The 22,133-nt window shown below is 62.1% G+C and carries 16 protein-coding genes and 1 pseudogene; 4 read left to right on the forward strand and 13 right to left on the reverse strand.

Features of this window, described 5'->3' with window-relative positions:
- Positions 1-103: 103 nt before the first annotated feature.
- Positions 104-493, forward strand: coding sequence for a YbaN family protein (locus GGQ98_RS01995; protein ID WP_207791195.1), 390 nt, complete (start codon positions 104-106; stop codon positions 491-493).
- Here the strand turns inward: GGQ98_RS01995 and mdoH are convergent.
- The 7 genes from mdoH to GGQ98_RS02030 all read right to left on the reverse strand — a co-directional run bounded on the left by mdoH (position 444) and on the right by GGQ98_RS02030 (position 10,879).
- Entirely contained in the window at positions 444-2,300 is a 1,857-nt protein-coding gene (gene mdoH / locus GGQ98_RS02000; RefSeq protein WP_184064304.1) for a glucans biosynthesis glucosyltransferase MdoH, read from the reverse strand. The two genes, GGQ98_RS01995 and mdoH, sit on opposite strands and share 50 nt — an antisense overlap.
- An 86-nt stretch (positions 2,301-2,386) precedes the next feature.
- The gene (locus GGQ98_RS02005) at positions 2,387-3,937 is read right to left on the reverse strand and encodes an OpgD/OpgG family glucan biosynthesis protein (RefSeq protein WP_243451621.1); all 1,551 of its coding nucleotides are present in this window, start codon (positions 3,935-3,937) and stop codon (positions 2,387-2,389) included.
- Between the two features lie 97 nt (positions 3,938-4,034).
- The gene (locus GGQ98_RS02010) at positions 4,035-5,084 is read right to left on the reverse strand and encodes a phytase (protein WP_184064310.1); all 1,050 of its coding nucleotides are present in this window, start codon (positions 5,082-5,084) and stop codon (positions 4,035-4,037) included.
- Between the two features lie 2 nt (positions 5,085-5,086).
- Positions 5,087-6,493, reverse strand: coding sequence for a purple acid phosphatase family protein (locus tag GGQ98_RS02015; RefSeq protein ID WP_184064313.1), 1,407 nt, complete (start codon positions 6,491-6,493; stop codon positions 5,087-5,089).
- A gap of 9 nt (positions 6,494-6,502) precedes the next feature.
- Positions 6,503-7,051, reverse strand: a complete 549-nt coding sequence (locus GGQ98_RS02020) for an inorganic diphosphatase (RefSeq protein WP_184064315.1) — start codon at positions 7,049-7,051, stop codon at positions 6,503-6,505.
- Entirely contained in the window at positions 7,051-9,876 is a 2,826-nt protein-coding gene (locus GGQ98_RS02025; RefSeq protein WP_184064317.1) for a TonB-dependent receptor, read from the reverse strand. Before GGQ98_RS02025 ends, GGQ98_RS02020 begins: the two co-directional genes overlap by 1 nt.
- Positions 9,877-10,054: 178 nt before the next feature.
- Entirely contained in the window at positions 10,055-10,879 is an 825-nt protein-coding gene (locus tag GGQ98_RS02030; RefSeq protein ID WP_207791196.1) for a sulfite exporter TauE/SafE family protein, read from the reverse strand.
- A 163-nt stretch (positions 10,880-11,042) separates the two neighbouring features.
- Here GGQ98_RS02030 and GGQ98_RS02035 point away from each other — a divergent pair, with 163 nt between their 5' ends.
- A complete protein-coding gene (locus GGQ98_RS02035) occupies positions 11,043-12,212 on the forward strand; it encodes a dipeptidase (RefSeq protein WP_341534107.1) in 1,170 nt (389 codons plus the stop codon).
- A gap of 91 nt (positions 12,213-12,303) precedes the next feature.
- Positions 12,304-13,455, forward strand: a pseudogene (locus GGQ98_RS18220) (serine hydrolase domain-containing protein).
- Between the two features lie 119 nt (positions 13,456-13,574).
- Here GGQ98_RS18220 and GGQ98_RS02050 read toward each other — a convergent pair.
- From GGQ98_RS02050 to GGQ98_RS02070, 5 genes are all read right to left on the reverse strand, one after another.
- Positions 13,575-14,807, reverse strand: coding sequence for a diaminopropionate ammonia-lyase (locus GGQ98_RS02050; protein ID WP_184064321.1), 1,233 nt, complete (start codon positions 14,805-14,807; stop codon positions 13,575-13,577).
- Positions 14,808-14,935: 128 nt separating this feature from the next.
- Positions 14,936-15,598 (reverse strand): helix-turn-helix domain-containing protein, encoded by a 663-nt coding sequence (locus tag GGQ98_RS02055; protein ID WP_184064323.1) that lies wholly within the window; start codon positions 15,596-15,598, stop codon positions 14,936-14,938.
- Between the two features lie 197 nt (positions 15,599-15,795).
- Complete coding sequence (locus tag GGQ98_RS02060) at positions 15,796-16,554, reverse strand: alpha/beta fold hydrolase (protein ID WP_184064325.1); 759 nt, start codon at positions 16,552-16,554, stop codon at positions 15,796-15,798.
- 163 nt (positions 16,555-16,717) lie between these two features.
- Positions 16,718-18,928: a TonB-dependent receptor gene (locus GGQ98_RS02065; protein ID WP_184064327.1), complete on the reverse strand. Its 2,211-nt coding sequence runs from the start codon at positions 18,926-18,928 to the stop codon at positions 16,718-16,720.
- Between the two features lie 26 nt (positions 18,929-18,954).
- Positions 18,955-20,145 (reverse strand): NAD(P)/FAD-dependent oxidoreductase, encoded by a 1,191-nt coding sequence (locus GGQ98_RS02070; protein WP_184064329.1) that lies wholly within the window; start codon positions 20,143-20,145, stop codon positions 18,955-18,957.
- A 362-nt stretch (positions 20,146-20,507) separates the two neighbouring features.
- Here GGQ98_RS02070 and GGQ98_RS02075 point away from each other — a divergent pair, with 362 nt between their 5' ends.
- Positions 20,508-21,218: a helix-turn-helix domain-containing protein gene (locus tag GGQ98_RS02075; RefSeq protein ID WP_341534106.1), complete on the forward strand. Its 711-nt coding sequence runs from the start codon at positions 20,508-20,510 to the stop codon at positions 21,216-21,218.
- Positions 21,219-21,263: 45 nt separating this feature from the next.
- On the opposite strand, the gene GGQ98_RS02080 is transcribed toward GGQ98_RS02075, so the two are convergent.
- Positions 21,264-22,028: a creatininase family protein gene (locus tag GGQ98_RS02080; RefSeq protein ID WP_184064332.1), complete on the reverse strand. Its 765-nt coding sequence runs from the start codon at positions 22,026-22,028 to the stop codon at positions 21,264-21,266.
- Positions 22,029-22,133: the final 105 nt, after the last annotated feature.

The raw sequence follows: 22,133 nt of genomic DNA on the forward strand, positions 1-22,133 counted from the left end.
CTAAATAGCTAAATAGCGAATAGAGGCGCGTGTCAAGCGTGGCGGCGCAAATGATTGGCGATAGCGTATCGACGCAGGCCGCATGCGCGGTCATAACCGGGGCATGACTCGCCACCTTTACCTAGCGCTCGGCTTCCTCTCGCTCGCGCTCGGCATTATCGGGGCGTTCCTGCCGCTGCTGCCGACGACAATCTTCATCATCATCGCGGCCTATTTCTTCGGGCGGTCGTCGGAGCGGCTGGAGGCGAGGATCCTGAACCACCCGAAACTCGGCCCGCCTGTCGTCGCGTGGCGGCGGGAAGGCGCGATCAGCACGCGCGCAAAGATCGCGGCCTGCACGGGCATGGCGGCAGGATACGCGATCTTCCATGTCACGGGGAACCCCGCGCCGCTGTGGCGGGGACTGGCCGCCGCAGGGCTGATCGCCTCGGCGATTTTCGTGGTTACGCGGCCAAAGCCTTCGGCCGCGCAGGCAGCGGAACCGGAACGCTAGCCGACCGCTTCGCCCTCTGCGCCGGACGATCGGCGACACCGAACACCCCGGCGAGCACCGACTGCCGCGCCGTCGCCATCTCGATCCACGGGCTGAGCACGAGGCCCACCGCCACAGGCAGCAGCCAGAGCGACGCGCCGACACCCGCAACGACACCGGCGAGCATGACGCCGCCGAGCGCGAGGTGCAGGCGGTAGTGGCACAGGGCTTCGGTCGCCGCGATCCCGTCCGTCTCGCGGCGCTGGGGCGACCAGCCGCTGCTGCGGCCCATCAGGATATCGGCAAGGTTCAAGGTCTGCGTCAGCATCATCAGCGGCGCCGCGAGCGCGGAGAGCGGCACATCGACGAGCACGCCCGACGCGATTCCCCGCACGCCGCCAAGCGCGGCGCGGCGGCGGCGATCGATCAAGGTCCACACGATGCCCAGAAGTTTCGGACCGAGCAGCAGCGCAAGCGTGAAGCCGAGCAGCCACGGCGCGGTCGCGACAGCGCTGCCCGTGCCCTGCGTGACATGCAGAACCACACCCGCGATGATGAGCAGCAGCCAGAGCGGCGAGGTGAAATACGCCGAACCGCCCATCAGCAGCTGGAGCCGGTTCACCCAGTGAAAGCCCGCGCTGCCCAGAACGCGCAGATGCTGCAGATTGCCCTGGCACCAGCGGCGATCGCGCTTCGCGAAATCGACGAAGCTGGGCGGAAACTCCTCGGTGCTGCCGGGCGCGGCGACCATGTGGACCGCCCAGCCGCGGCGGCGGAGCAGCGCGGCTTCGACCATATCGTGGCTCATGATCGCGCCACCGAAGGGCGCGGCGCCGGGAAGCGCGGCGAGCCCGCAGCTTTCCGCAAAGGCGCGCGTGCGCAGAATCGCATTGTGACCCCAGAAGGTCGCCTCGCTGCCCGACCACCAGATCATGCCCGCAGTCGCCACGGGGCCGTAGAGACGCCCCGAGAACTGCTGCCAGCGCGCAAAGAGCGTGCGGGCGTTGATGACGTCGGGCACGGTCTGGATGAGGCCGACGCCGGGGCTGCGATCCATGGTGGCGGCCATGCGCGCCATCGTGCGCCCGTCCATCAGGCTGTCGGCATCGAGCACCAGCATGTAATCATAAGCGCCGCCGAACCTGCGGACCCAGTCCGCGATGTTGCCGGGCTTGCGCTCCGTATTCTTCTCGCGGCGGCGATAGTAGAGGCGCGGCGCGAGCGTGGGGCGGAGCGACAGGAACGCCGCATATTCGGCGCGGCCGTTTTCCAGGCTTGAATCGCTGAGCACGAAGATATCGAAATCGCGCGCGCGGCCTTCGCGGGCAAGCGAAAGCGCCATCGCGCGGATGCGGCCGAACACGGCCGCGACATCCTCGTTGTAAACCGGCACGAGCACGGCGGTGCGGCCCTCCGGCGCGGTTTCGTCCACAAGATCGAAATCGCGCCTGCCCGCAAGCAGACGGACGAAACCGGCAAAAGCGGTGACGAAGCCGAAGCCGATCCATGCGAAAAGCGGAACGAACAGCGCGACCAGCAGCACTTCGCCGAGCAGGAAACCGCCGGATGCCGCAGCGCGCACCATTTCGCCGCCGCCCACGAGCGCAATGAGAAGGGTCGCGGTGATCAGCAGAAACCGGCGAAACGCCATGCCGTGCGGCGCGGTTTCGGACCGCAGCGGCGTGCGATCACAGGCGCTCCAATCCTGAAGCGGCATGGCGAGCGGCGATTCCGCCGGGAGCCCATCCATGCGCCGGTGCAGGATTTCATAGGTCAGCGCATCGTAGCCACCCGGCGCGCCCTGAGACAGCAGAACTTCATGTCGCATAGATACAATATCGACCCTGGTTTCAATTCCGGTCGCCGTCTCTCGTCCGCAGCGTCGTCCGGTCGGTCAGAAAATGCGCGCCCGGATCATCCGTTCCCCATCGCAGGCAATTGATATAGCCACGTTTCGGTGAGTTGTGCACCGCAGCAGACGAGCCCCCCGCGAAGGTCCGTTGCGGCGCCGTTCCGAGGAATAAAGTCGATCATCAGCCGCCAGCGATTCGGGCGCCCCTCCACGGGGTAGGCGACTTTCATCAACACCTCGCCGCTGACGGAGACATCGGCGGTGACATCCTCGCGCGCGCGGCCTTTCAGGCTTTCCCCTTCAAAATCGACGACGAGCTTGACGACATGCTCCTGCGCGGGGTGGCCCGGCCGACCGCCGAGACCGCGATACGTGCCGACGACGCGCGCGAGCGGCAGGGCATCGGGCTCGCCGCCGAGCCAGCGCAGGCGATACGACAGATCGTAGCGGTTGCCCGCGCGCGCAGGCGCCTTCGGCTGCCAGAACGCGACGATGTTGTCGTCCGTTTCGCCCTGCGTGGGAATTTCGACCAGATCGACCGTGCCCTCTCCCCAGTCGCCGATCGGCTCCGCCCAGAGCGACGGACGCTTGTGATAGAAAACGCCGTCGTCCTCGTAATTGTCGTAATTCCGATCGCGCTGCATCAGGCCGAAGCCGCGCGGATTGTCGTCGAGAAAGGCGTTCAGCGCCGTGCGCGGCGGATTGACGAGCGGACGCCAGAGCCGCTCGCCCGCGCCGTTCGCCATCAGAAGCCCATCGGAATCGTGGATTTCGGGCCGCCAGTCGCGGCGCGGGCCGGGCTCGGTTTCGCCGTACCAGTACATGCTCGTCATCGGCGCGAAGCCGAGACGTTCGACGTCGGCGCGCAGGCGGACGGACAGCGTCACCTCCTGAACCATCTCGTTATCGCGCACGCGGTTCACGAAGCGGTAGGCGCCAGCGACGCGCGGACCATCGAGCAGCGCGTAGACGGTGAGGGCGTCGTCCCCCGGTTCCAGCCAGAAGGCGCGGAACACGGGAAACTCCTCGGGCGTCGAGAGGCCGGTATCGATCGCGAGGCCGCGCGCGGAGAGGCCGTATTGATGGAGCGGCCCGGCGGTGCGGAAATAGGACGCGCCCTGAAACGCCAGCCAATCGCCGACGTCTCCGGGGTTCATGACGCGAAAGCCCGCGAAACCGCCGTTTTCCGCCGTGAGCGCGCGCGCCGGACTGTCCTGCGGCATCTCGTAGAGATCGGGCGAATAGAGCAGCGGCCGGGCGCGGCCGCGCTCGACGATGTTTATGGTGATGGGCTCGCGCGCATATTTGCCGAGCGGGAACAGGCGCACCGATTGCCCCGGCCGATCGGGCCACAGCGCGGCGTCATCGCGGTAGCGGATGCTGTTGAGCGCATCATAATCGACCGCCGCCGCAGCCTCCACGCGCCGGAGCGGCACGAAGGGACGCTGCGACAGCGCGAGCGCCCGCTGCTTCAACCCCGCCCACGAGAAGGCTTCGGCGGCGCCGAGACGCGGCGCGGCCAGCGCCGGGAACGCGGGAAGCAGGCCGAGCGCGGCCAGGCCGGCGAGCGCATCCCGCCGGGACCAGTGATGCAACGCCCCGTTGCTGTTCATGTGTTTTTTCATCGCGTTGCCGCGAACGCACCGCAAGCGAAATGGATGCAAGGCCCCTCGCGACGAGGCCGCGCATCCTTGCGGTGAATCGTTGCGTTCAGGGCAGCGACAGCGCCCGGCGGACGTCGCGCCAGTCGACGATCTTGAAATTCTGCTGGCTGCCGCCGTCGTCGGTGTCGTGCATCGCGATCGCGCCTTCGGGGAACGGACCGATGGGGCCGCTCCATGCGTCGAGGCCGTCCGTGCCGGTCACATTGTCGATCGCGCCGCCTTCGACCGCGAAACGCCCCTTGTAGGCGTAGCTGTCGCCTTCGATCCGCCAGACGGGGTAGGTCGCATCGCCCTGGCTCGACGCGATCAGATACTTCGCGCCGCGATCGCGCAGGATCGACAGGCCCTCGACATCGGCAGCGAGGCGCTCGCCGTCCACGGCAGCGACCGTGACGGGCTCGGCGGGCGCGCCGGGCCTGAGATCGAAGCGCCAGATCGCGACATCTTCCTCGCCCAGATAAAGCCTGCCGGTTTCATCATCGACGACGCAGCCTTCGGGCTGGCTGCCGACCTTGAAGCTGTAGGCAAGCGTCGCCGCTTCGAGCGGCGCGCCGTTTGCAAGACGCAGCACGCGAACGTCGCCCGCCTTGTTGTTGGGGATGAGGTAGAAATCGCCGCCGAGCTTGCCCATGCAATAGCCGTAGGGCTCGCCCATATCGAGCGGCAGGATGCCGTATCGGCGCGTTTCCAGCGTATCGGGATCGAACAGATAGGCGACGACCGTGAAATTCTTCCGCTCGGTCGCGGTGACGAGGACATAATCCTTGCCCTCCACCGTGAAGCCTGGGCGCAGATCGACGTTGTTGAGGGGGCCGTCGGGAAGGAACTGGCGCACCTTGCCGCCTATGTCGTGGACATAGAGCCCGTCGGTCTTGTCCGTGCCGAAGAGCACGGCGCGCGAGGGGTCGCGCGGATCGGCCCAGAGCGCGGGATCGTCCGCATCGACGGCGGGATCGGTGGTGACGACGGTTTCCACCGACGCAGGCACGGGCTTCGCCGGATCGCCGCGCGCGGCGGTGCCCTGCGGCAGTTCGATCTCCGAAGCGGCGCAGGCGGCAAGCAGGACAAGCGGGAGGGCGGTGAGAAGCGTTTTCATCATCAATCCTTCGGATCTGCCGTGCAGGGTAAGCCGTCCGGCCCTGCCTGTCCCGCGCAGCGACGCACGGGGCCGGCGGCTTCGGTGATTTCGACGAGGCGGTTGCCGTCCGCATGACGGATGAGGTCGAAGCCGTCGTAAAGGCCACCCGTGGCCGTGAAGGTGCGGAACTGGAGCTTGTCCTCCGCCACGTCAACGACCTGGAACAGCTCGGTATCCTCGGCGACGCGATCGGGCTGCGTGCCCGCGCGGTCGTTCAGGCCGTACATCTTCGAGCCGGTGACGGAGACGAGATAGACGGGGCCCTGCACCTTGCCGTCGGCACGCGCCTTCGCGGACGCCGTCTTGCCGCCTTCGGCCGTCAGGCGGCTGTAGCAATGATCGTGGCCTTGCAAGACGAGGTCCACCTTGCGCGCCTCGAACACCGGCTTCCACGCCGCCTTCAGCACCGCCGTGTCATTGGGCCGCGCGCAGGTGAAGATCGGCTGATGGAACAGCACGACGTTCCAGCGTGCAGGACTTGCCGCGAGCGTGCTGTCGAGCCAGCGCGTCTGGCCTTCGAGCGCACCCAGATCGAGCGCGGCGGTGCCATCGAGGATGATGAAGCGCACGCCCTGATAATCGACGAAATACGTCGTCGCCTTCGCCGCGTCGGCGCCGTTTGCCGGAAGCGCGAACTGGCGCGGCCAATGCGGCCCGAGCACGCGGCCTTCGGAGCCGTCGGGCAGGAGCGTGTCCGCGTATTCGTGATTCCCCGTCGCGGGAAGCTGCGGGACGATGCTGTAATTGTAGCCGCCCGCCTGCGTCCACTCGCCCCATTCATCATCGTGCGCGAGATCGTCGCGCTGCGCCACGAGATCGCCCGCATGGACGACGAGCGCGGGCGCCGCCGTCGCATGAAACGCCTGACGGATGACGCGCGAGGCGATGCTGAGGATATTGTTCTGCGTGTCGCCGAAATAGAGGAAGCGGAACGGCCGCGCCTCCGCATGTGCGGTGCGGAACTGCAGCCACTCGCTCCAGCCCGCACTGCCCTTCACGCGGTAGACATAGCCGCGGCCCGGCTCGAGCCCGGTGAAGCGGACCTGATGATAAAGCGCCTTGCCGTTTTCGTTTTCGATGGGAGACGCGGCGCCGACAACGCGGACCGCACGCGCGGCAAGGCTTGGGCCGTCGATCGCGGGCGCGATTTCCGCCTCTGCCGTGGTCTGCGCCGTATCGGTGCGGAACGCGACCGCCATCTCGCGCGACGGGTCCGCGCCCGGTGTGAGGACGATGCGGTCGGGCAGCGATTTCGCCGCATAAGGCAGGCCCGGCGAGCGCGGGATTTCGACCTGCGCGGCAAGACCGGGCGCGGCGGAGGCCGTGATGGCCAGCACGGCGAAGGCAAGCGTTCTCGTTTTCATCATAAATCCCTCTTATCGCGGCTGCGCTGACGCTACCCTGATGATGTCGGCGGCCTCATCGGCGTCGCCGAAGCCCGAGAGCACGACCGGAGACGCGCCGTCCGGCGCCTGTTTGTAGAGGCGGAAGAAGTCCGCGATCCGCGCCACATCCGCCGCGGGAAGATCGGTCACGGTTTCGACCCGCGCGTAGGCGGGATCGACGCTGTCTGCGGGAACCGCCACGATCTTGTGGTCGGCCTGTCCCGCGTCGGTCATGCGCAGCACCCCGACCGGACGCACCCGGATGCGCGCACCGGGCATCACCGGCGTGCGCGTGTGGACCAGAACATCAAGCTCGTCACCGTCGCCCGCGCGCGTCCCGTCCACGACGCCGTAGTTCACCGGATAATGCACAGGCAACGCCAGGAATCGATCGACGAAAAGCCGCCCCTGGGCATCCCGCTCGTATTTGATGTCGCTTCCCGCCGGTATCTCGATAACGGCCGTGACGCCACCGCCGGACGCCGGGCCGGCCGGCGCCGCCGCGATCAGCAGCAGCGCCGGCAAGCACGCCGGTTTCATCAGAAGTTCGCCTTGACGCCGAACTTCGCGGTGATGCCGTATTCCTCGTACTGATAGAGGCGCTCCCGGCCGCCGAACGTGTTGTACGCGGTATAGGGTTCGTCGAGGATGTTCACGACTTCGCCGATCAGCTGGACATTCTTCAGCAACTGGTACTTCGCGCTGAAATCGAGCTGGAAGTGCTTCTTGACGAGGCGATCCTCTTCCGCTTCGCCGCCGACTTCATCGAGATAACCCGAACGGTAGGCACCCGAAAGACGCAGGCTGACCGGACCCTTTTCATAACCCAGAACAGCGTTGAGCGTGTGCTTCGACGAAGACGGCAGCGCAATGCTGCGGCCGGCGAGGTCGGCCCCGTCGGCGAGGCGGCCCTTGGCATCCGTGTAGGTGTAATTGAGGTTCACGAGCAGGCCGTCGAGCGCGCCGGGCAGGAAATCGAGCGCCTGCTGATAGGCGAACTCGAAGCCTTTCACCGTGGCGCGCTCACCGTTCAGCGGGATGGTGCCCTCGGTGAAGGCAATGCCGTTGTAGACGCCGTTATAGGGCGCGTCGTCTTCCTCGAACACGGCATCGACGATGAAATCATCGATGCGCTTGTAGAAGACGCCGCCCTGCACGACCGCGTTGCGGGCGAAATAATACTCGGCCGTCACATCGAAGTTCCAGGCGCGATAGGGCTTCAGGTCGGGATTGCCGAAATCGCCCTCGCGATCGCCGTCCTCGTTTTCCTCGACAACAAAGCGCGGCGCGATGTCGCCAAGCTTGGGACGAACCACGCTGCGGAACGCGCCGGCACGCAGCACCATGTCGCGGGTGGGCGCATAGCGGACGTTGAGGCTGGGCAGCCAGTCCGTGTATTGGCGCGTGAAATTGATGGGCGTGATGGTCAGCGTTTCAGCGTCCTCGTTCACCTCGAGACGGTTGGCGAAGAATTCGTTCTTCGTCCGCTCGACGCGCACACCGCCGATCACCCGCAGCACGCTGTTGTCGAACCGGCCCATCAGGTAGCCGGCAAGAATGTCCTCCTTCGCGCGGTAATCCTCGGCGGCGGAGACCCAGTCGCTTTCCAGCGCATTGCGCCCCATGCCTGCGGTGCCGTTCGTGTTGTAGTACGCGCGCCATTTCGCGAGATCGGTCGTCGGGCTGATGTCGGCAAGGCCGTAGGTCTGCTTGCCGAGGACATCCGCCAGCGTGAAGCCGTCGTCGAAATCATCGAACAGGTCGATCGTGAAATCGAGCTTCTTGTCGCGGAAACGGGCCTTCACGCCGGTCTGCACCTCGAACGTGCCGTTCGAGAGCGCGAAGCTGCGGGCAACGTCGCCGCGCAGCGAATATTCGCGGTCGCGTGCGTCTTCGTCCGTCGTGCGTTCCAGAAGCGTGGGATTGTAGCCGGTCGGATCGAGGAAATCCGCCGCACCGTAGTTGATCGTGTAGGCCGGTATCTGAAGATTGGAGGTGTCGATGGTCACGCCGAGTTCACCCGGCTCCTCGAAGCGGCGACGGAAACGAACCGGATCGACGGACCCGTCCTCGAACTGCCGGGCCTCTGACCATGCCGCGTCATATGTCAGGCGCCACGGGCCGGTTTCGGTTTTGCCGCCGAACGACACCGTCTTGATCGTCTGGATTTCCTGGCGGTCCTTGAGGTCTCGGCGAACCTCGATCCGATCATCGGCCGAATCGAAGGTGGCGCTTGTATCTGTCCCCGATGACGGCTCGCCATCGAAGCCGAAGATCAAACGGCGGCGAAGCTCTACGTCGTCGAAACGGCTGTAGACGCCGCGCAGATAAAGCTCGGTCGTGGTGCCCAGCCGCGCATCGAACGACAGGCTGCCGCCGATCCGCTCGCGCGTCACATCATAATCGCGATATTCGAGCTCTTCGGCATAGACGATGCCGTTGTCGGCTTCGGTCCATCCGGCCATCTCGATGTTGTCGCTGCCGAACTTGCGCTTGTTGTAGCTGATGCCGCCCGAAATACCGAAGTTTCCGCCGAGCCGCGTGGAAAAATCGAGGCCGACCTTGGGGCTGAGGGTGTCCTGCAGTTCGTTGTAGGAGCCTTCCGCCTTCAGCGAGACGAAGCCCGTCTTGCGGTCGAACGCGCTCGTTGTGTTGATCTCGACCGACCCGCCGATCGTATCGCCGTCCATGTCGGGCGTCAGCGTCTTCTTGATCTCGATGGATTCGACGAGTTCCGAGGGAATCACGTCGAGCGCCGCCGAGCGCTCGTCGCCGCCCGTCGCGAGGACGCGGTTTCCGTTGATCGAGGTGGAGTTGAGATTGGGGTTGAGCCCGCGCACCGATACGAAGCGGCCCTCTCCCTGATCGTTCAGCACGTTGATGCCCGGCGCGCGGCGCAGCGCCTCGGCGACGTTCTGATCGGGGAACTGGCCGACAGCGTCGCGCGTGAGGACGGTCGAAACGCCGTCCGCCGCACGCTGACGCGAAATCGAGCTGCCGAGGTTCGCCTGCTGGCCGATGACGAGGATGGTGTCGTCGCCGGTGCCCAACACGATATCGGCGCGCGTGGTGCCGTCTTCCGTGATGCTGACCGACGTGCGGCTTTCATCGGCACCGGCATAAAGCGTGCGCAGCGTGTAACTGCCCGAGGGCACATCCGCGAACCGGAAGGTGCCGTCCGTACCGGCCGACGTGACGCGGCCGATCTCGACGATCTCGACCTCCGCCCCCTGAAGCCCCCGGACACCGCTCGCATCGACGACGCTGCCGACGAGCGTGCCTGCGAAGGCGGGGGTGGAAAGCGCGGTGACAGCAAAAAGCGCGGTGACGATGCGGCCGCGGCGCGCGCGGATACGGTGCGACATGGTATTGACCCTTTTCAGGGGGCGATCCCGATACCGCCCCTTTGCGGCGTCCGCTTAGGGCCGATTCGTGAAACTCAGGCGTCGTTCGCGTGACAGAAAAATGCCCGCTACGTTACAGATCGAAGACGAGAGGCCTGCGCCGCACCGGCGCGCGCACCGGCTCAGCCGCCCGTGCCGATCAATAGACCCCGATCAGCTTCGCGCTGGCAACGAGGAGAACGACGCCGAGCGCCTTGAGCACCATCGGTGACGACAGCCGAATACCGAGCGTCGTTCCAATGACCGCGCCCACCATCACTGCCGCCGCATACAGCGGCAAGTTCGACGGCAACGATTGAACCGACGTCAGATTGCCCATCAAACCCGACGCTGAATTGAAGAGAATGAAAACCGCCGCGACGCCAGAAGCGGGCTTCGGCGGCGACCAGGCAAGAAACAACAGCAGCGGCGAAAGGAAGATGCCCCCGCCTGTGCCCGTCAAACCGGATAGAAGGCCGATGCCCGCACCGCACAGGATGGCGAGCACAATCGGCGGGTCTTTCGTTTCAGTGAGCGATTTCAGATCCTTCGGCCAAAGCAGGCGAACCGCCGAGAAGAACAGCACGACGCCGACAAGCGGCCGATACACGTCACCGGGAAGGCTGATCGCGCCGCCGATGAACGCGAACGGCAGCGCCCCCAACAAAAACGGCCAGAGCGTTCGCCAACGAAACATGCCGGCGCGCGCGTACCGAACGGACGCAAAGCTCGCGACGATGATGTTCAGGACAAGCGCAGTGGGCCGCATGACCCCCGCCGGAATGCCGAACAGGGCCATCAGCGCAATGTAGGCCGATGCGCCCGCATGCCCGACACTCGAATACAGCGCCGCGCCGATCAACATGCACAAGGCCAGCGCTGCTTCGGTCGTCGTCACATCCAGCATTGAAGCTCCCCCACCCCCCCGACGTTCAATGTTTAGAGGAGAGCTATCCGACCATCCAGCGCCTTTGGCGGCGGGCATGGTCTTTTCCGCCGCGGGCCGTTCTCGATTATTCTCTATATTAGAGAATCTATTTCCATTTCGTCGCTCGCGTGCGATATGGGGGAAATCGGGCGCGAGCAGTGTGTCTCGGAAGGATCTGACTGGCCGCACAGGCTGATCCACAAAGGAATTTCGATTGATCGTGGAAGGATCCATTGTGAAATATAAGCATTTTTCGAAAACCAATGTGTCGCGCCGCCATATATTGGGCGCGGCCGCCCTTGGAATGGCTGCATTTCCCATGATCAATAAAGGCTATTTTGCCGCATCGGCGAAATCGCCGAGATTATATTCGAAACGCGTGATGGACCTGATGGAATCCTCGCTCGTGATCGACATGCTGGGATCGCTCAAGCTTGATACGCGCGACGGCTTTTATGAACGCCCTCTCAGCCCGGAGGCGGCCGAAGACTTCCGTGCCAGCGGCATCAATTGCCTGCACCTAGCCAGCGGCATCGGTGGGCCAGATGCGACCGCGAAGGTTGCGGACTACCTTGCCACGCAACAGAATTTCGCCGGCAGGCACAGCGACCTGTTTTCGATCGTCGACAAGGCATCCGATATTCCGGCGGCGAAACGCGCCGGAAAGATCGCGCTCATTATGGGCCTGCAAAATTCCGAGCATTTTTCCCGGCTTGAGGACGTGAAGCGGTTTTACGGCCTGGGCCAGCGCGTTTCCCAACTTACCTATAATAGCCAGAACCTGATCGGATCGGGCGCGACCGACCGCGTCGACGGGGGCGTCAGCGATTTCGGGGCGACGATTATCGCTGAAATGAACCGCGTCGGGATGCTCGTCGATGTCTCGCATTGCGGCGATCGCACGACGCTTGACGCAATCTCTCTCTCGGAAACACCGATTGCGATTACGCACAGCAACTGCCGCGCGCTGAACACTCATCCGCGAACCAAGACGGACGAAGCCATCCGGGCCTGCGCGGCAAAGGGCGGTGTCATGGGGGTTACCGGGGTGCGGATGTTCGTCAGCGCAAAGGAACCCACGACATTGGGCAATATCGTGGATCATATCGATCATGTGGTCCGACTGGTCGGAATAGATCATGTCGGTATCGGCAGTGATATCGACATGTACGGATATGACGACATGTCGCCTGCCGCACTGGCGGAAGCGCGTGCGTACTATAAAAGTTATGCAATCCGGGAAAAAGCCGATGTAGAAGGCTTCGACAACCCGCTGAAAATCTTCAATCTGACCGAAGAGCTGGTCCGTCGCGGCTATTCCAACGAGGACATCGGGAAAATTCTGGGAAAGAATTTTCAGCGCCTGCTGCAGACGGTGTGGGGCGGATAACCCTGCTCGACATGCGAAGGCTTGCTCTCCCTAACGTCGGACAGCCTTGATGACTCGCCGCCGTCGGCCCCTCCACAAATAGGACATGATCATGAACCGACGCCACTTGCTAGCTGCCGCGTTGCCCCTGTCCTTATCCGTGAGAGCGGCTGCGGGGGAGGTGCTCAGCGGTGAGAGGCCCAGGCTTCCTACGCCGCCCCGCGCGCTTGACGGCATTGCCAAGTCCTTCATCGGCAGCGGTCGCGGAATGGGCCTTTCGGTAGCCGCCGCGCGTGACGAAAGACTGGTGTTCTCGGCCGGTTATGGGATCGCCAACATTGAAACATCCACACCCGTGACCACGGATACCGTGTTCCGGGCCGGGTCGATAACGAAGCAGTTTACAGCTGTTGCAATAATGAAACTGGTCGAAAAAGGTCACCTCGGCCTTGATGAACCGGCCTCGAAATATATTCCGGAAATGGTCGCGGCCGGCCCGATCAGTATAAGGATGCTTCTTCACCAAACCTCGGGCTTGCGCAATTATTCCGGCAGCGAATTCGCGCAGCAACAAAAAATCGACCGCACAACGCAGCAAATGCTTGATCATATCCTGGCGCAGAAGCCGCTTTTGAATTTCAAGCCCAACGAGCGCTTCTAATATTCCAACTCCAACTATTTCCTGCTGGGCGCAATCATCGAGCGGGTGGGAGGCCAGCCGCTCTCCCGGGCCTTTGACGAACTCATCGATCAGGCCCGCCTGAAGCAGACAGCCGCCGATCGATCGATCGACGTGGTGCCGCATCGCGCGGATGGCTATGCATTGATCGATGCGCTGGCCGGCCGGTTCCGGAAGGCGGACTATGTGTCGATGGATAACGCGGGAGGCGCGGGCGTCCTGCGGTCGACGTCTGCAGATCTTGTACAATGGCATCAGGCGCTCTTTGGAGGGCAAATCCTCAAGCCTGCAAGTTTCCGTCAAATGCTGGCGACGGGCACGTTGAACGACGGACGCCCCGCGATCCGCGACGACGCGCCCATAGCGCAAGGCACGGCGGCTTATGGCTTCGGGCTGGAGATCGGAACCTTCGACGGACTGATGGCGGTCGGACACGCCGGCTCTATTCCGGGCTATACCGCCTATCTCGTGACCTTCCCCGCACGCCGTCTGTCGATCGCGATGATGTTTAACATCGATCCCGACCGACAGATGCCGTTTGCAGAGATCCAGCGGGCGATTCTGGCCATTGAGCCGGGCGTTTAAAAAACAATCTCTTCCAAGCGCCCCGAAATCCAATCGGGATTCCATGTCGGAAGTCCGTCAGTTCCCGACACGCAACCGCGCTGTCGCGTCTCTATGGCGCGAGGACTGCGCGGCCCTTCTCAATCCGCTGCATGAATAATACGCGCATAGCTTTCGGAATCCGTGTCGCCCTCGGTCCCGAACAAAAGCACGATGCTCTGATCGTTCAAACCCAAGGCGTCTCGAAGGCCCGGATCGGAAGCCTCCATGATCGTGAGCAGCGCGCCCACTCCGGCACCACCCGCCTCTCCGATCACGATGGCGGGATCGGCCCCGACCGGATCAGCCAGGCGCCGCATGGCCTTGAAAGATTCCACATCGTCGATTGCCAGAAAATCGTCGACGCCCTTTCTCAGAATCTTGAGTGCGTTCAGTGAAGGCTTGCCCGCAGCCAGTCCGTACATTTGCGTGCTGTGCGCCCCCTCGACGATCACGACCTCGCCGCTCTCGACGCTGAGATAAAGGCAGTGAGCCTCCTTGGATTCGACGACAATGAACCGGGGGCGGCGAACGGCCCATGTCTGCCAGAAGTGCGAGCACATCGCTGCTGCGATTCCGCCGACGCCGGCCTGCACGAATACGTGTGTCGGAATGATATTTTCCGGAAGCTGGGCCACAATCTCGTCAGCGATAACCTGGTATCCATGCATGACATCGCGAGGGGTGTCCTCGTGACCTTCATAGGAGGTATCCGAGATGATGTACCAGCCGTTTGCCTTGGCGTCGGCCTCTACGGCCTTGACCGCCAGATCATAATTGCCTTCGATCCGCACAACATTTGCGCCGAGTTCCTGCAGCGCCGCCACTCGGCCCGCGCTGGTCTGACGCGGGACGTAGATATTGCATTTGCATCCGAATGACTTGGCGGCGAATGCAACGGATCGGCCATGATTGCCGGTCGTGGCGCATGCGACCGTAACGGTTTCAATCGTGCTCGCGTAATCTCCACCAAGAATATCGCTTATGCTGAAGTCCTTGTCGGCGACCTCCTGCAGTCGTTTGGCCAGCAGCCGGTAAATCGCATATGCGCCGCCTACGCCTTTGAGCGCCTTCAGTCCGAACCGCGAACTCTCGTCCTTCAGGAAAATGCGCCCGATACCGATGGCGTCCGAAAGTCCATCGAGTTCGCGAAGCGGCGTCGGCGCGTACCACGGCAACTGCCGAAGCACCGATTTCGCATCCTCCACGCCCTGACTGTTGAGCAACGCCTGGAGCTCCTCGTCATACGGCGCCCCCGAATTCGCTGCCGTATTGTGATAATGGAGAATCGTCGCGATTTTCGCGGACGGGCCGGCGGTGGCGGACGATGTCATGCTATTTCCCCTGCAGAACGACGAGTGGCGCAGTCGTGATACGCTTTTCGTATTTTTTACGAAAGAGAAAATATTTCGCGATCGCGAATTTTTCCGTCCTGGCTACGACGCGCGCCCTCATGCGTCGGTTACTGCACTGCGGCGTCGTCCAATAAATTGGCGAGATGGCCTACCGGTCCCGACAGGCTTTCGCTGCTGTCGTGGCTTACCGAAAGGACGACCGCATCTTCCGGGCCGACACTGACGAAAGCATGCTGCATACTGCTGTCGTAGTGCGCGCTGTCGCCTGCTTCCAGGATCGCCGGTTGGTAAAATTCCGTGTAAAGCTTCAGCGTGCCCCGAACGACATAGATGAACTCTTCCCCGGGATGTCGGTTCATTTCGGCAAAATCATCAATGCTACGTGCCTTTACCGTGACGACTGTCGGGATCATTCCCTTCCGGCTTAGCTCGGTCGACATCACTTCGAAATGATAAGGTGCCGTGTCGATTATGAGAGCATCATCACGTTTCGTGATCGTCCGGGCACCACTGCGAAAGGTTTCCGGTTCGCCTTTCGTAAGGTGGCGCAAGGACAGGTCCAACCCGTCACAAAGTTTCATCAAGGTCTCGAATGTTACGTCGCCCTGGTTGTTTTCAATCTTCGACAGGGTCGATACTCCAACGCCGGTTCGCGCCGCCACATCGCCCAGAGTCCATTTATTCTCGCGTCGCAACTGCGTGAGACGCTCTCCCAGAGCCACTCCCCTGCTCGCCCTGATGCCTTTTGATCCTTTGCCTGTTTCGGCCATGTCGATATCATCCTCACTGCTCGGGCCGCTGTATAGCGCGGTTCCGCATTTCGCGAGGGATGAAGTGTCATATGCGTTCTGCGACAGGGCGATTTCGCTCGATCGAAGAAAGCCGCCGGATATGGCCATGCCCGAAGGATTGCGCCTTCAGAATGAGACAGGCTCCCGGCACAGGACATGTGACGGGAGCCGTATCTCTATTGCTGTAGCCTGATCGAGGCTATCGCATCGAAGACGAGATCGGGCCTGTCATGCGCAACATTATGTGAACTCTTTGCCGCCGTGACCAGGGTGCGGTTCGCAGCCTTGCTCGCGAAGAGCGATTGCGCATCTCGCCAGGCCTGGGCGTCGGCAGGATCCGGCTGAGGGGGAGTCTCCGCAACGATGACGACCACAGGGACAGTCTTCGGCCATTCCATCTTGTGAAAGGCGCGCGAAACGGGCTCGAACGATTCCGACAGCGCCAAAAGCTGACGAGTGGCAGGCGTAGGCGGCGCCTGGCGCAGCTTTTCAATCAGCGGAGCATAGACCTTGGTCTGACGCGCGATCATTTCATCCGTATAGAATTCCGGGACGTTTGCATCGACCATGACACCGCCGGCGAACCAGTTTGGATGCCGCGTGGTGATCCCGGTCGCGATCTCGCCTGCCAGCGAATGCGAAACGAGCAAAGTGCCGCGCGTCGCACCGAGAGCGCGCAGCCCTGCCTCCAGATCGTCGATCGCCGAGGTGAGGCTCCATGGACCGGGGGCTTCGTCGCTCCCGCCGAACCCTGCCCGATCATAGGTAATGATCCGGGCTCCCGTCCGTTTTGCAAGTTCAGGCGCGAAGGTCGACCAGTAGCTCGAGTCGTTCCCGCCACCCGCGTCGAGAACAATGGCCGGCAGCACGCCGGGTATGACGTGGAACGCGATTTTCCTGCCATCGCGTTCCACGATATGTGTCGCGGCGGTCATCGCGACGCTCCCCGGCGCCGTCGAAACGGGCGCGGCAACGGGCGCGCAAGCTGCGGAGGCCAGAACCGAGGACAATAGCAAGATCGAAATATGCTTGAAACGCATTGTGATGATACTCCGGTATTGCCGAACAAGGGCGGGACATTCGCCCCGCCCGCTCCGGCTAGAATTGAACGTCGAGTGCAGCGCCGATGGTACGCGGCTGGATAATGGCGGCGTTGACTTGCGTCACGGCGCCGGTCGCCTGATTGTTGAGGATAGCATATGAGGAATAGGCGCGTTTGTCGGTCACGTTCTTGGCAAATAGCCGGAAGGTAAACCGCCCGTCGGTCACGCTCGCATTCAGATCAAGGGCAGCATAGCCGGGCAGGCGTCTGGCAGCCGGCGCACTCTCCAAATTCGACAGCCGATCGTCCACCATCCGAAGGCCAAAGCCGAAGGTGCCGCTCCAGGAATCCGTCAAGCCTTGCGTGTACGAGGCCGCAATCGAACCGCTCAGCTTGGGCACGTTCGGGAGGCGATCTCCCTCGATCCCGCCCGCAGGCAGCGCGTCAGCCGTCAACACGGAATCGATATAGGCCAAAGTACCATTGATGGAGAGGCCCCCGGCAGGGCGTAACGTCACATTCGCCTCGATGCCTTCACTCCGCGCTTCGCTGCCGTTCACGACGTAGTTGAAACCGCCGCCCTGGCTGGTCAGCAGCTGAATGTCTTTCCAGTCGATCCGGAAGGCGGCGGCTTCGATGGCGAAGATGTTGTCCGCCGTGTTGGCCTTTACGCCGAATTCATAGTTGGTGAGGCTGTCCGACTTGAAGGTCGGCGAAACGCCCGGGATTGCGAGGTTCGGCCCGCCCGGCCGGTAGCCGGTCGCTACGCGGGTGTAGATCATGATATTTTCGCTCGGCTTGAAACGCATGCCGGCGCTGTAGGTCGTCACATTTTCCTTCGATTTCTGATCGGGCAGGGCGATAGGAGCCGGCAGGATGATGCCCGTCGCAAACTGGCCGAACACCTGCTTGTTCTGCGCGTATCGGAGCCCACCGAACACTTCGAAACGGTCGGAAACAGCGTAGTTCAGGTTGCCGAACGCAGCATATTCCTTGTAGGTTGACGGCAATTGCGCCTCGAAGATGGGGTCGACTCCCGGGATCGACACGCCGTCCATCGTAAGCGCGCTCGGCGACTGGAAATTGGTCGAATCCTCGAACGTGTAGAATCCCCCGACCGTCCACTCGAACGGGCCGGATCCATTGGATTGGGCCCGGATTTCCTGGGTGAATTTCTTCAGGCCCAGTTCGTACGAATAGATCGATTTGCCGGCCGCCGGCAAACCCAGGAACGGAAATGCGACGCCGTAGGTGTACGAGGCATCCTGCGTCTGACTGACGTCGGTATCGGCATAGCTGGTCGCGGACGTGATTGTCACCTGCGCGCCCTCATATTCGATCGCTCCCGACACGATTTTGATCGTTTTCAGGAACGGCTGATCGACCAGGTTGTTATCCTCGAGGTCTCCCAAAAGCGGCTGCAAACTGCCGTCGCTGAGCGGGACGCTCGAATTGCCGCGCGTTTTCATGCGTTGCCACAGGCCATCAACCTTGATCGTCAAGGACTCCATGGGCTCGAAATAAAGACCGAGGCGAGCGCTTTGCTGCTCGACGCCGTTCTGGTTCCGCTCTCCGGTCGCCGCATTGTCTATGAAGCCCGGCGTGTTTTCCAGAGCATAGCTGGCGACAAAGCCGAGCCTGCCCTCGACAAGCGGGCCGCTAACGCTCGCGCGTACGCCACCTCCTAATTTCCCTCCGCTCTCGACGGCGGTGAGATTGCCGCCGGCCCGCACCGAAAATTCGTCAAGCGATGGAGATACAAGCGAATATTTCAAGAGCCCGCCCATGGAGCTGGCGCCGTAAAAGGTGCCCTGCGGACCGCGCAGAATCTCATATTGCTTAACGTCATACGGCAGAAGATCGAGCTGAAACGAGTTGCCGCCATTATACGTCGTGCTGCTGCCAACCGGCGCGTCATCGATGTAGGTTGCAACGGTACTGGCCCGTCCGATCGGCGCAATCCCGCGAATGCTGATCGTGGTCTGACCCGGCGATCCGCCCGAGTCCACCTGAAACGCAGGGATATAGGAACTCACGTCGGCAAGCTGCGTAGCGTGAAGATCCCGCAGGCGCTCCGCAGAAATTACACTGATACCTGCGGGCACGTCGAGGATCCGCTCGTCTCTCTTCTGCGCGGTGACGATAATCTCGTCAGTCTCGGAATCGGCCGCCCCGGTCTCGGCCTGTGCAGCGACGGGAATGAGCATGGCTAAAGCGATAGACGTGGTCGCCAGTCGCGAAGAACGAAATTCTCGTGAAAAAGTCATCTATAGTCCCCTTTTGTCAATGAGTTTCACCGGTTCGTAATCTCACCCTGCGTTTTTTGGTCTTCAGCCAATTGATCTGCCGTCTGCGAAAGGCGCGACGGCGAGATATCCGATTCTCGGATGCCTATTGCCTCCAGCGCTTGTTGAACGGGCATTTTCAGCACGAGCCGAGCCGCAAGTTCGGTCAGTGCAGGCGCCGTCTGAATGCCGTATCCGCCCAAGGCGGCCAGCCAGAAAAAGCCGGACGCCTGCGGATCGTATCCCACCACCGGAGACCGATCCCCGACGAAGGATCTGAGGCCGGCCCACTTGCTCCTGATCCGCCGGACCTCAATGCTCGTGATCTGCTCCAGGCGTTCAGCGGCCATTGCGACTTCGAGTTCGTCCGCCTGAGCGTCTTCCGGCTCGGAGGGCGTTTCATTCGCGGGCGAAATCAGAAGCAGGCCCGCATCGGGCTTCATATAAAACTGCTCGTCGGCATCGACTACCATCGGCCAATCCTTGGAAACCAAGCCGTCAGGAATGTCCACGAGCGCCGCCGTCCGGCGGCGCGGTTCAATTCCAATCGGCCGGACGCCGGCTCGGAGAGCAATCTCGTCTGCCCAGGCGCCCGCCGCGTTCACGATGATCGGCGCGCGGAAGACGCCTTGGCCGGTTCTGACGTCCCAAAGCGCTGCGGCATGCAAAAATGCCATGGCTTCGACTTTGGCCTTCAGAAAGAGTTCGCCGCCGCGGCTTCTAAGCTGCTTTATAAAGCCCTGCTGCAACGCATGAACGTCGATGTCGGCGGCGCCTCCATCCAGGAGAGCGCCGATCAGGCCTTCTGCGCGTAGCACCGGACACAGGCTCATCGCGGCATTCGCATCGATAGGCACGAGGTTGCCGTGAGGAATCTCGTCGGCCGTATATTGCTCGAATGCCTGGCGCTTTTCGGCGCGCCCCACGATCATTACATCCCGTTTGCTGACGAGCGGTCCGTCACAGAATTGCGGGTCGGGCGAAAAGAAGAACGGTTTGCTTGCAAGCGTCAGCGCACGAATGACCGGACTGCCAAAGCCTTTGACGAACAGCGCCGCGGATCGTCCTGTCGAATGATATCCCGGCTGCTCCTCCATTTCGAGAACAGCCACCCTGCAGCTTTGAGCAAGATGCGCTGCGACGCCGATCCCGGCGATACCCCCACCAATAACCAGAACATCGAATTCTTTGTCGCCCATGAATATCTCTTATTATTGTTATTTTGGTACTTTAATTATCGATCTCTTGTTGGTTACGATTTGAACATTTTCAGAAATGTCTAGCCGTACAGCACTGAATATTGCCGACGAGAAACCGCCTGTGCGAAAGACGGGGCTCGCCTGCCGACCCAGCCTGCACCATTCGTCGATTCATTCTCGTGTAGATATATTTTTATCCTCTGTCGATAAATTTCTCGCCGATGAAGAAAAATGTACGTCTTTGAGATTTGAGGAGACGGCGTTGAGGCGGGCGGGCGACGGTAAAGCGAGAAATATTTGCCAATTTCCGGAAATTTAGCGATTACAGGGCGAAAATCGGCAATTCTTGTGAGGTGGAGTTTGTGAGCGAAGAAGCCAATCCGGGAGCGATTCTGAAGCAACTGAGAACCGACAAAGCGTGGACGCTGGCTGACGTGTCAAAACGAACCGGCTTTCCGATCTCCACACTGTCCAAGATTGAAAAAGGCCAAGTGTCGCTGAGTTACGACAAACTCGCGCGCATCAGCACGACGCTTGACGTCGATATCGGCATTTTCTTCGCACGCAGCGATACGCAGCTGCCGCAATCCCGAGCCGGAGGCCGCCGCAGCATCGTTCGCAAAGGTGAAGGTCGGACGATCGCAACCCACTCCTACTTAAACCGGTTTCTTGCGACAGATTTGCTCAACAAGCGCTTCGTCCCGATCCTCGGCCAAGGCTTCGCAACCTCGATTGAAGATTTTGGAGACATGATCCGTCACCACGGCGAGGAATTTTGTTACGTGTTGGAAGGCGCGCTCGAACTGCATACCGAATTATATGCGCCCGTGAGGCTGGAGGCCGGCGACGCCATCTATTTCGACAGCAGGATGGGACACGCGTATATTTCGGTGGGCGAAATACCCTGTAAGGTCCTGTGCATCTGTTCAGGCGAGGAATCAAAGCTGATCGAAGGGGTGGACAGCATCGACGGCTTGGCGAATGTCGGGATCGACAGCGAAAAGAAAAAGCCCCGCGCCCCCGCAACCCGCAGCCGAGCAACAACCCGCAGCCGGACAAAACGCGTATCATAAGCTGAAGACACTGCGCTGCGCCGAAGTGCCCCCGAGACTTCGTCGCTAGCTGTTCGCCCCCGGCCGCGCTTGCGCCGCATTCAAGGCGGCTATTTCGTTCGATAGAGCCTGGGCAGCCACGCCAATCAGGCGTTCCCCGAAATCGGGGCTGGCCTGCAACGGGTCCGACCCCATCCGACCGTCTGGGTGAATGTCTCTGAAATCGACCGCGTCCCGCACCGCGCCACTTGGCGCGATCGGGGGATGGCAGGGGGCGGACTTGATCGACTGCGGATAGGCTGCCTGCGTGATCGAAATTTCCGACGGATCGGCATGGCTCCCGTGCCCGACGGGGAATTGCTGCCGGGCCAGCGCGTCCACACCGGCCAGTTGCCACCAGTTTCGCAAGATCAGGTCGAGACCGGATCGGCATCCTCGGAAGCTCGCCTCCGCAAAAACTTCCGAAAAGGCGGCCTCGATAGTCGGGATATTACCCCCATGGCCATTGAGGAAATAGATTGTTTCGAAGCCATGCGCGGCGAGCGAAGATATCCAGTCCCGAAGCGCGAGTATCATGGTCGACGGGCGCAGGGAGATGGTTCCGGGGAAACCCAGATGATGTTGCGCCATGCCGACATTGAAGGTGGGGCCGACAAGCATATCGATGCTTCCGACCTCAGCCCGGTGCGCGATGATCTCCGCGCAGAGCCAGTCGGTGCCCAACAGGCCGGTGGGTCCATGTTGCTCGTTCGAACCGATCGGGATGACAATCACCCGCGACCGTGCGAGATGAGCCTCGATCTCCGTCCAGGTCGACAAGTGCAGTATCATGAAATGGCCTCCGGAAGTATGCGAGCGCCGCCGCCGCGCTGCACGACAAATCCCCGGGGATGACCGAAGACGACATCGGTGGGCGGGGTCGATGAGAGGTCCGCG

Origin of the sequence: Sphingosinicella soli (genome assembly GCF_014199685.1) — a bacterium.
Taxonomy (GTDB): domain Bacteria; phylum Pseudomonadota; class Alphaproteobacteria; order Sphingomonadales; family Sphingomonadaceae; genus Sphingosinicella; species Sphingosinicella soli.

What these genes read in the sequence shown, in the direction of transcription:
- GGQ98_RS01995 (WP_207791195.1), top strand. Translation starts at nt 104, where the DNA reads ATGACTCGCCACCTTTACCTAGCGCTCGGCTTCCTCTCGCTCGCGCTC.
- mdoH (WP_184064304.1), bottom strand. Translation starts at nt 2,300, where the DNA reads ATGCGACATGAAGTTCTGCTGTCTCAGGGCGCGCCGGGTGGCTACGAT.
- GGQ98_RS02005 (WP_243451621.1), bottom strand. Translation starts at nt 3,937, where the DNA reads ATGAACAGCAACGGGGCGTTGCATCACTGGTCCCGGCGGGATGCGCTC.
- GGQ98_RS02010 (WP_184064310.1), bottom strand. Translation starts at nt 5,084, where the DNA reads ATGAAAACGCTTCTCACCGCCCTCCCGCTTGTCCTGCTTGCCGCCTGC.
- GGQ98_RS02015 (WP_184064313.1), bottom strand. Translation starts at nt 6,493, where the DNA reads ATGATGAAAACGAGAACGCTTGCCTTCGCCGTGCTGGCCATCACGGCC.
- GGQ98_RS02020 (WP_184064315.1), bottom strand. Translation starts at nt 7,051, where the DNA reads ATGAAACCGGCGTGCTTGCCGGCGCTGCTGCTGATCGCGGCGGCGCCG.
- GGQ98_RS02025 (WP_184064317.1), bottom strand. Translation starts at nt 9,876, where the DNA reads ATGTCGCACCGTATCCGCGCGCGCCGCGGCCGCATCGTCACCGCGCTT.
- GGQ98_RS02030 (WP_207791196.1), bottom strand. Translation starts at nt 10,879, where the DNA reads ATGCCCGCCGCCAAAGGCGCTGGATGGTCGGATAGCTCTCCTCTAAAC.
- GGQ98_RS02050 (WP_184064321.1), bottom strand. Translation starts at nt 14,807, where the DNA reads ATGACATCGTCCGCCACCGCCGGCCCGTCCGCGAAAATCGCGACGATT.
- GGQ98_RS02055 (WP_184064323.1), bottom strand. Translation starts at nt 15,598, where the DNA reads ATGGCCGAAACAGGCAAAGGATCAAAAGGCATCAGGGCGAGCAGGGGA.
- GGQ98_RS02060 (WP_184064325.1), bottom strand. Translation starts at nt 16,554, where the DNA reads ATGACCGCCGCGACACATATCGTGGAACGCGATGGCAGGAAAATCGCG.
- GGQ98_RS02065 (WP_184064327.1), bottom strand. Translation starts at nt 18,928, where the DNA reads ATGACTTTTTCACGAGAATTTCGTTCTTCGCGACTGGCGACCACGTCT.
- GGQ98_RS02070 (WP_184064329.1), bottom strand. Translation starts at nt 20,145, where the DNA reads ATGGGCGACAAAGAATTCGATGTTCTGGTTATTGGTGGGGGTATCGCC.
- GGQ98_RS02080 (WP_184064332.1), bottom strand. Translation starts at nt 22,028, where the DNA reads ATGATACTGCACTTGTCGACCTGGACGGAGATCGAGGCTCATCTCGCA.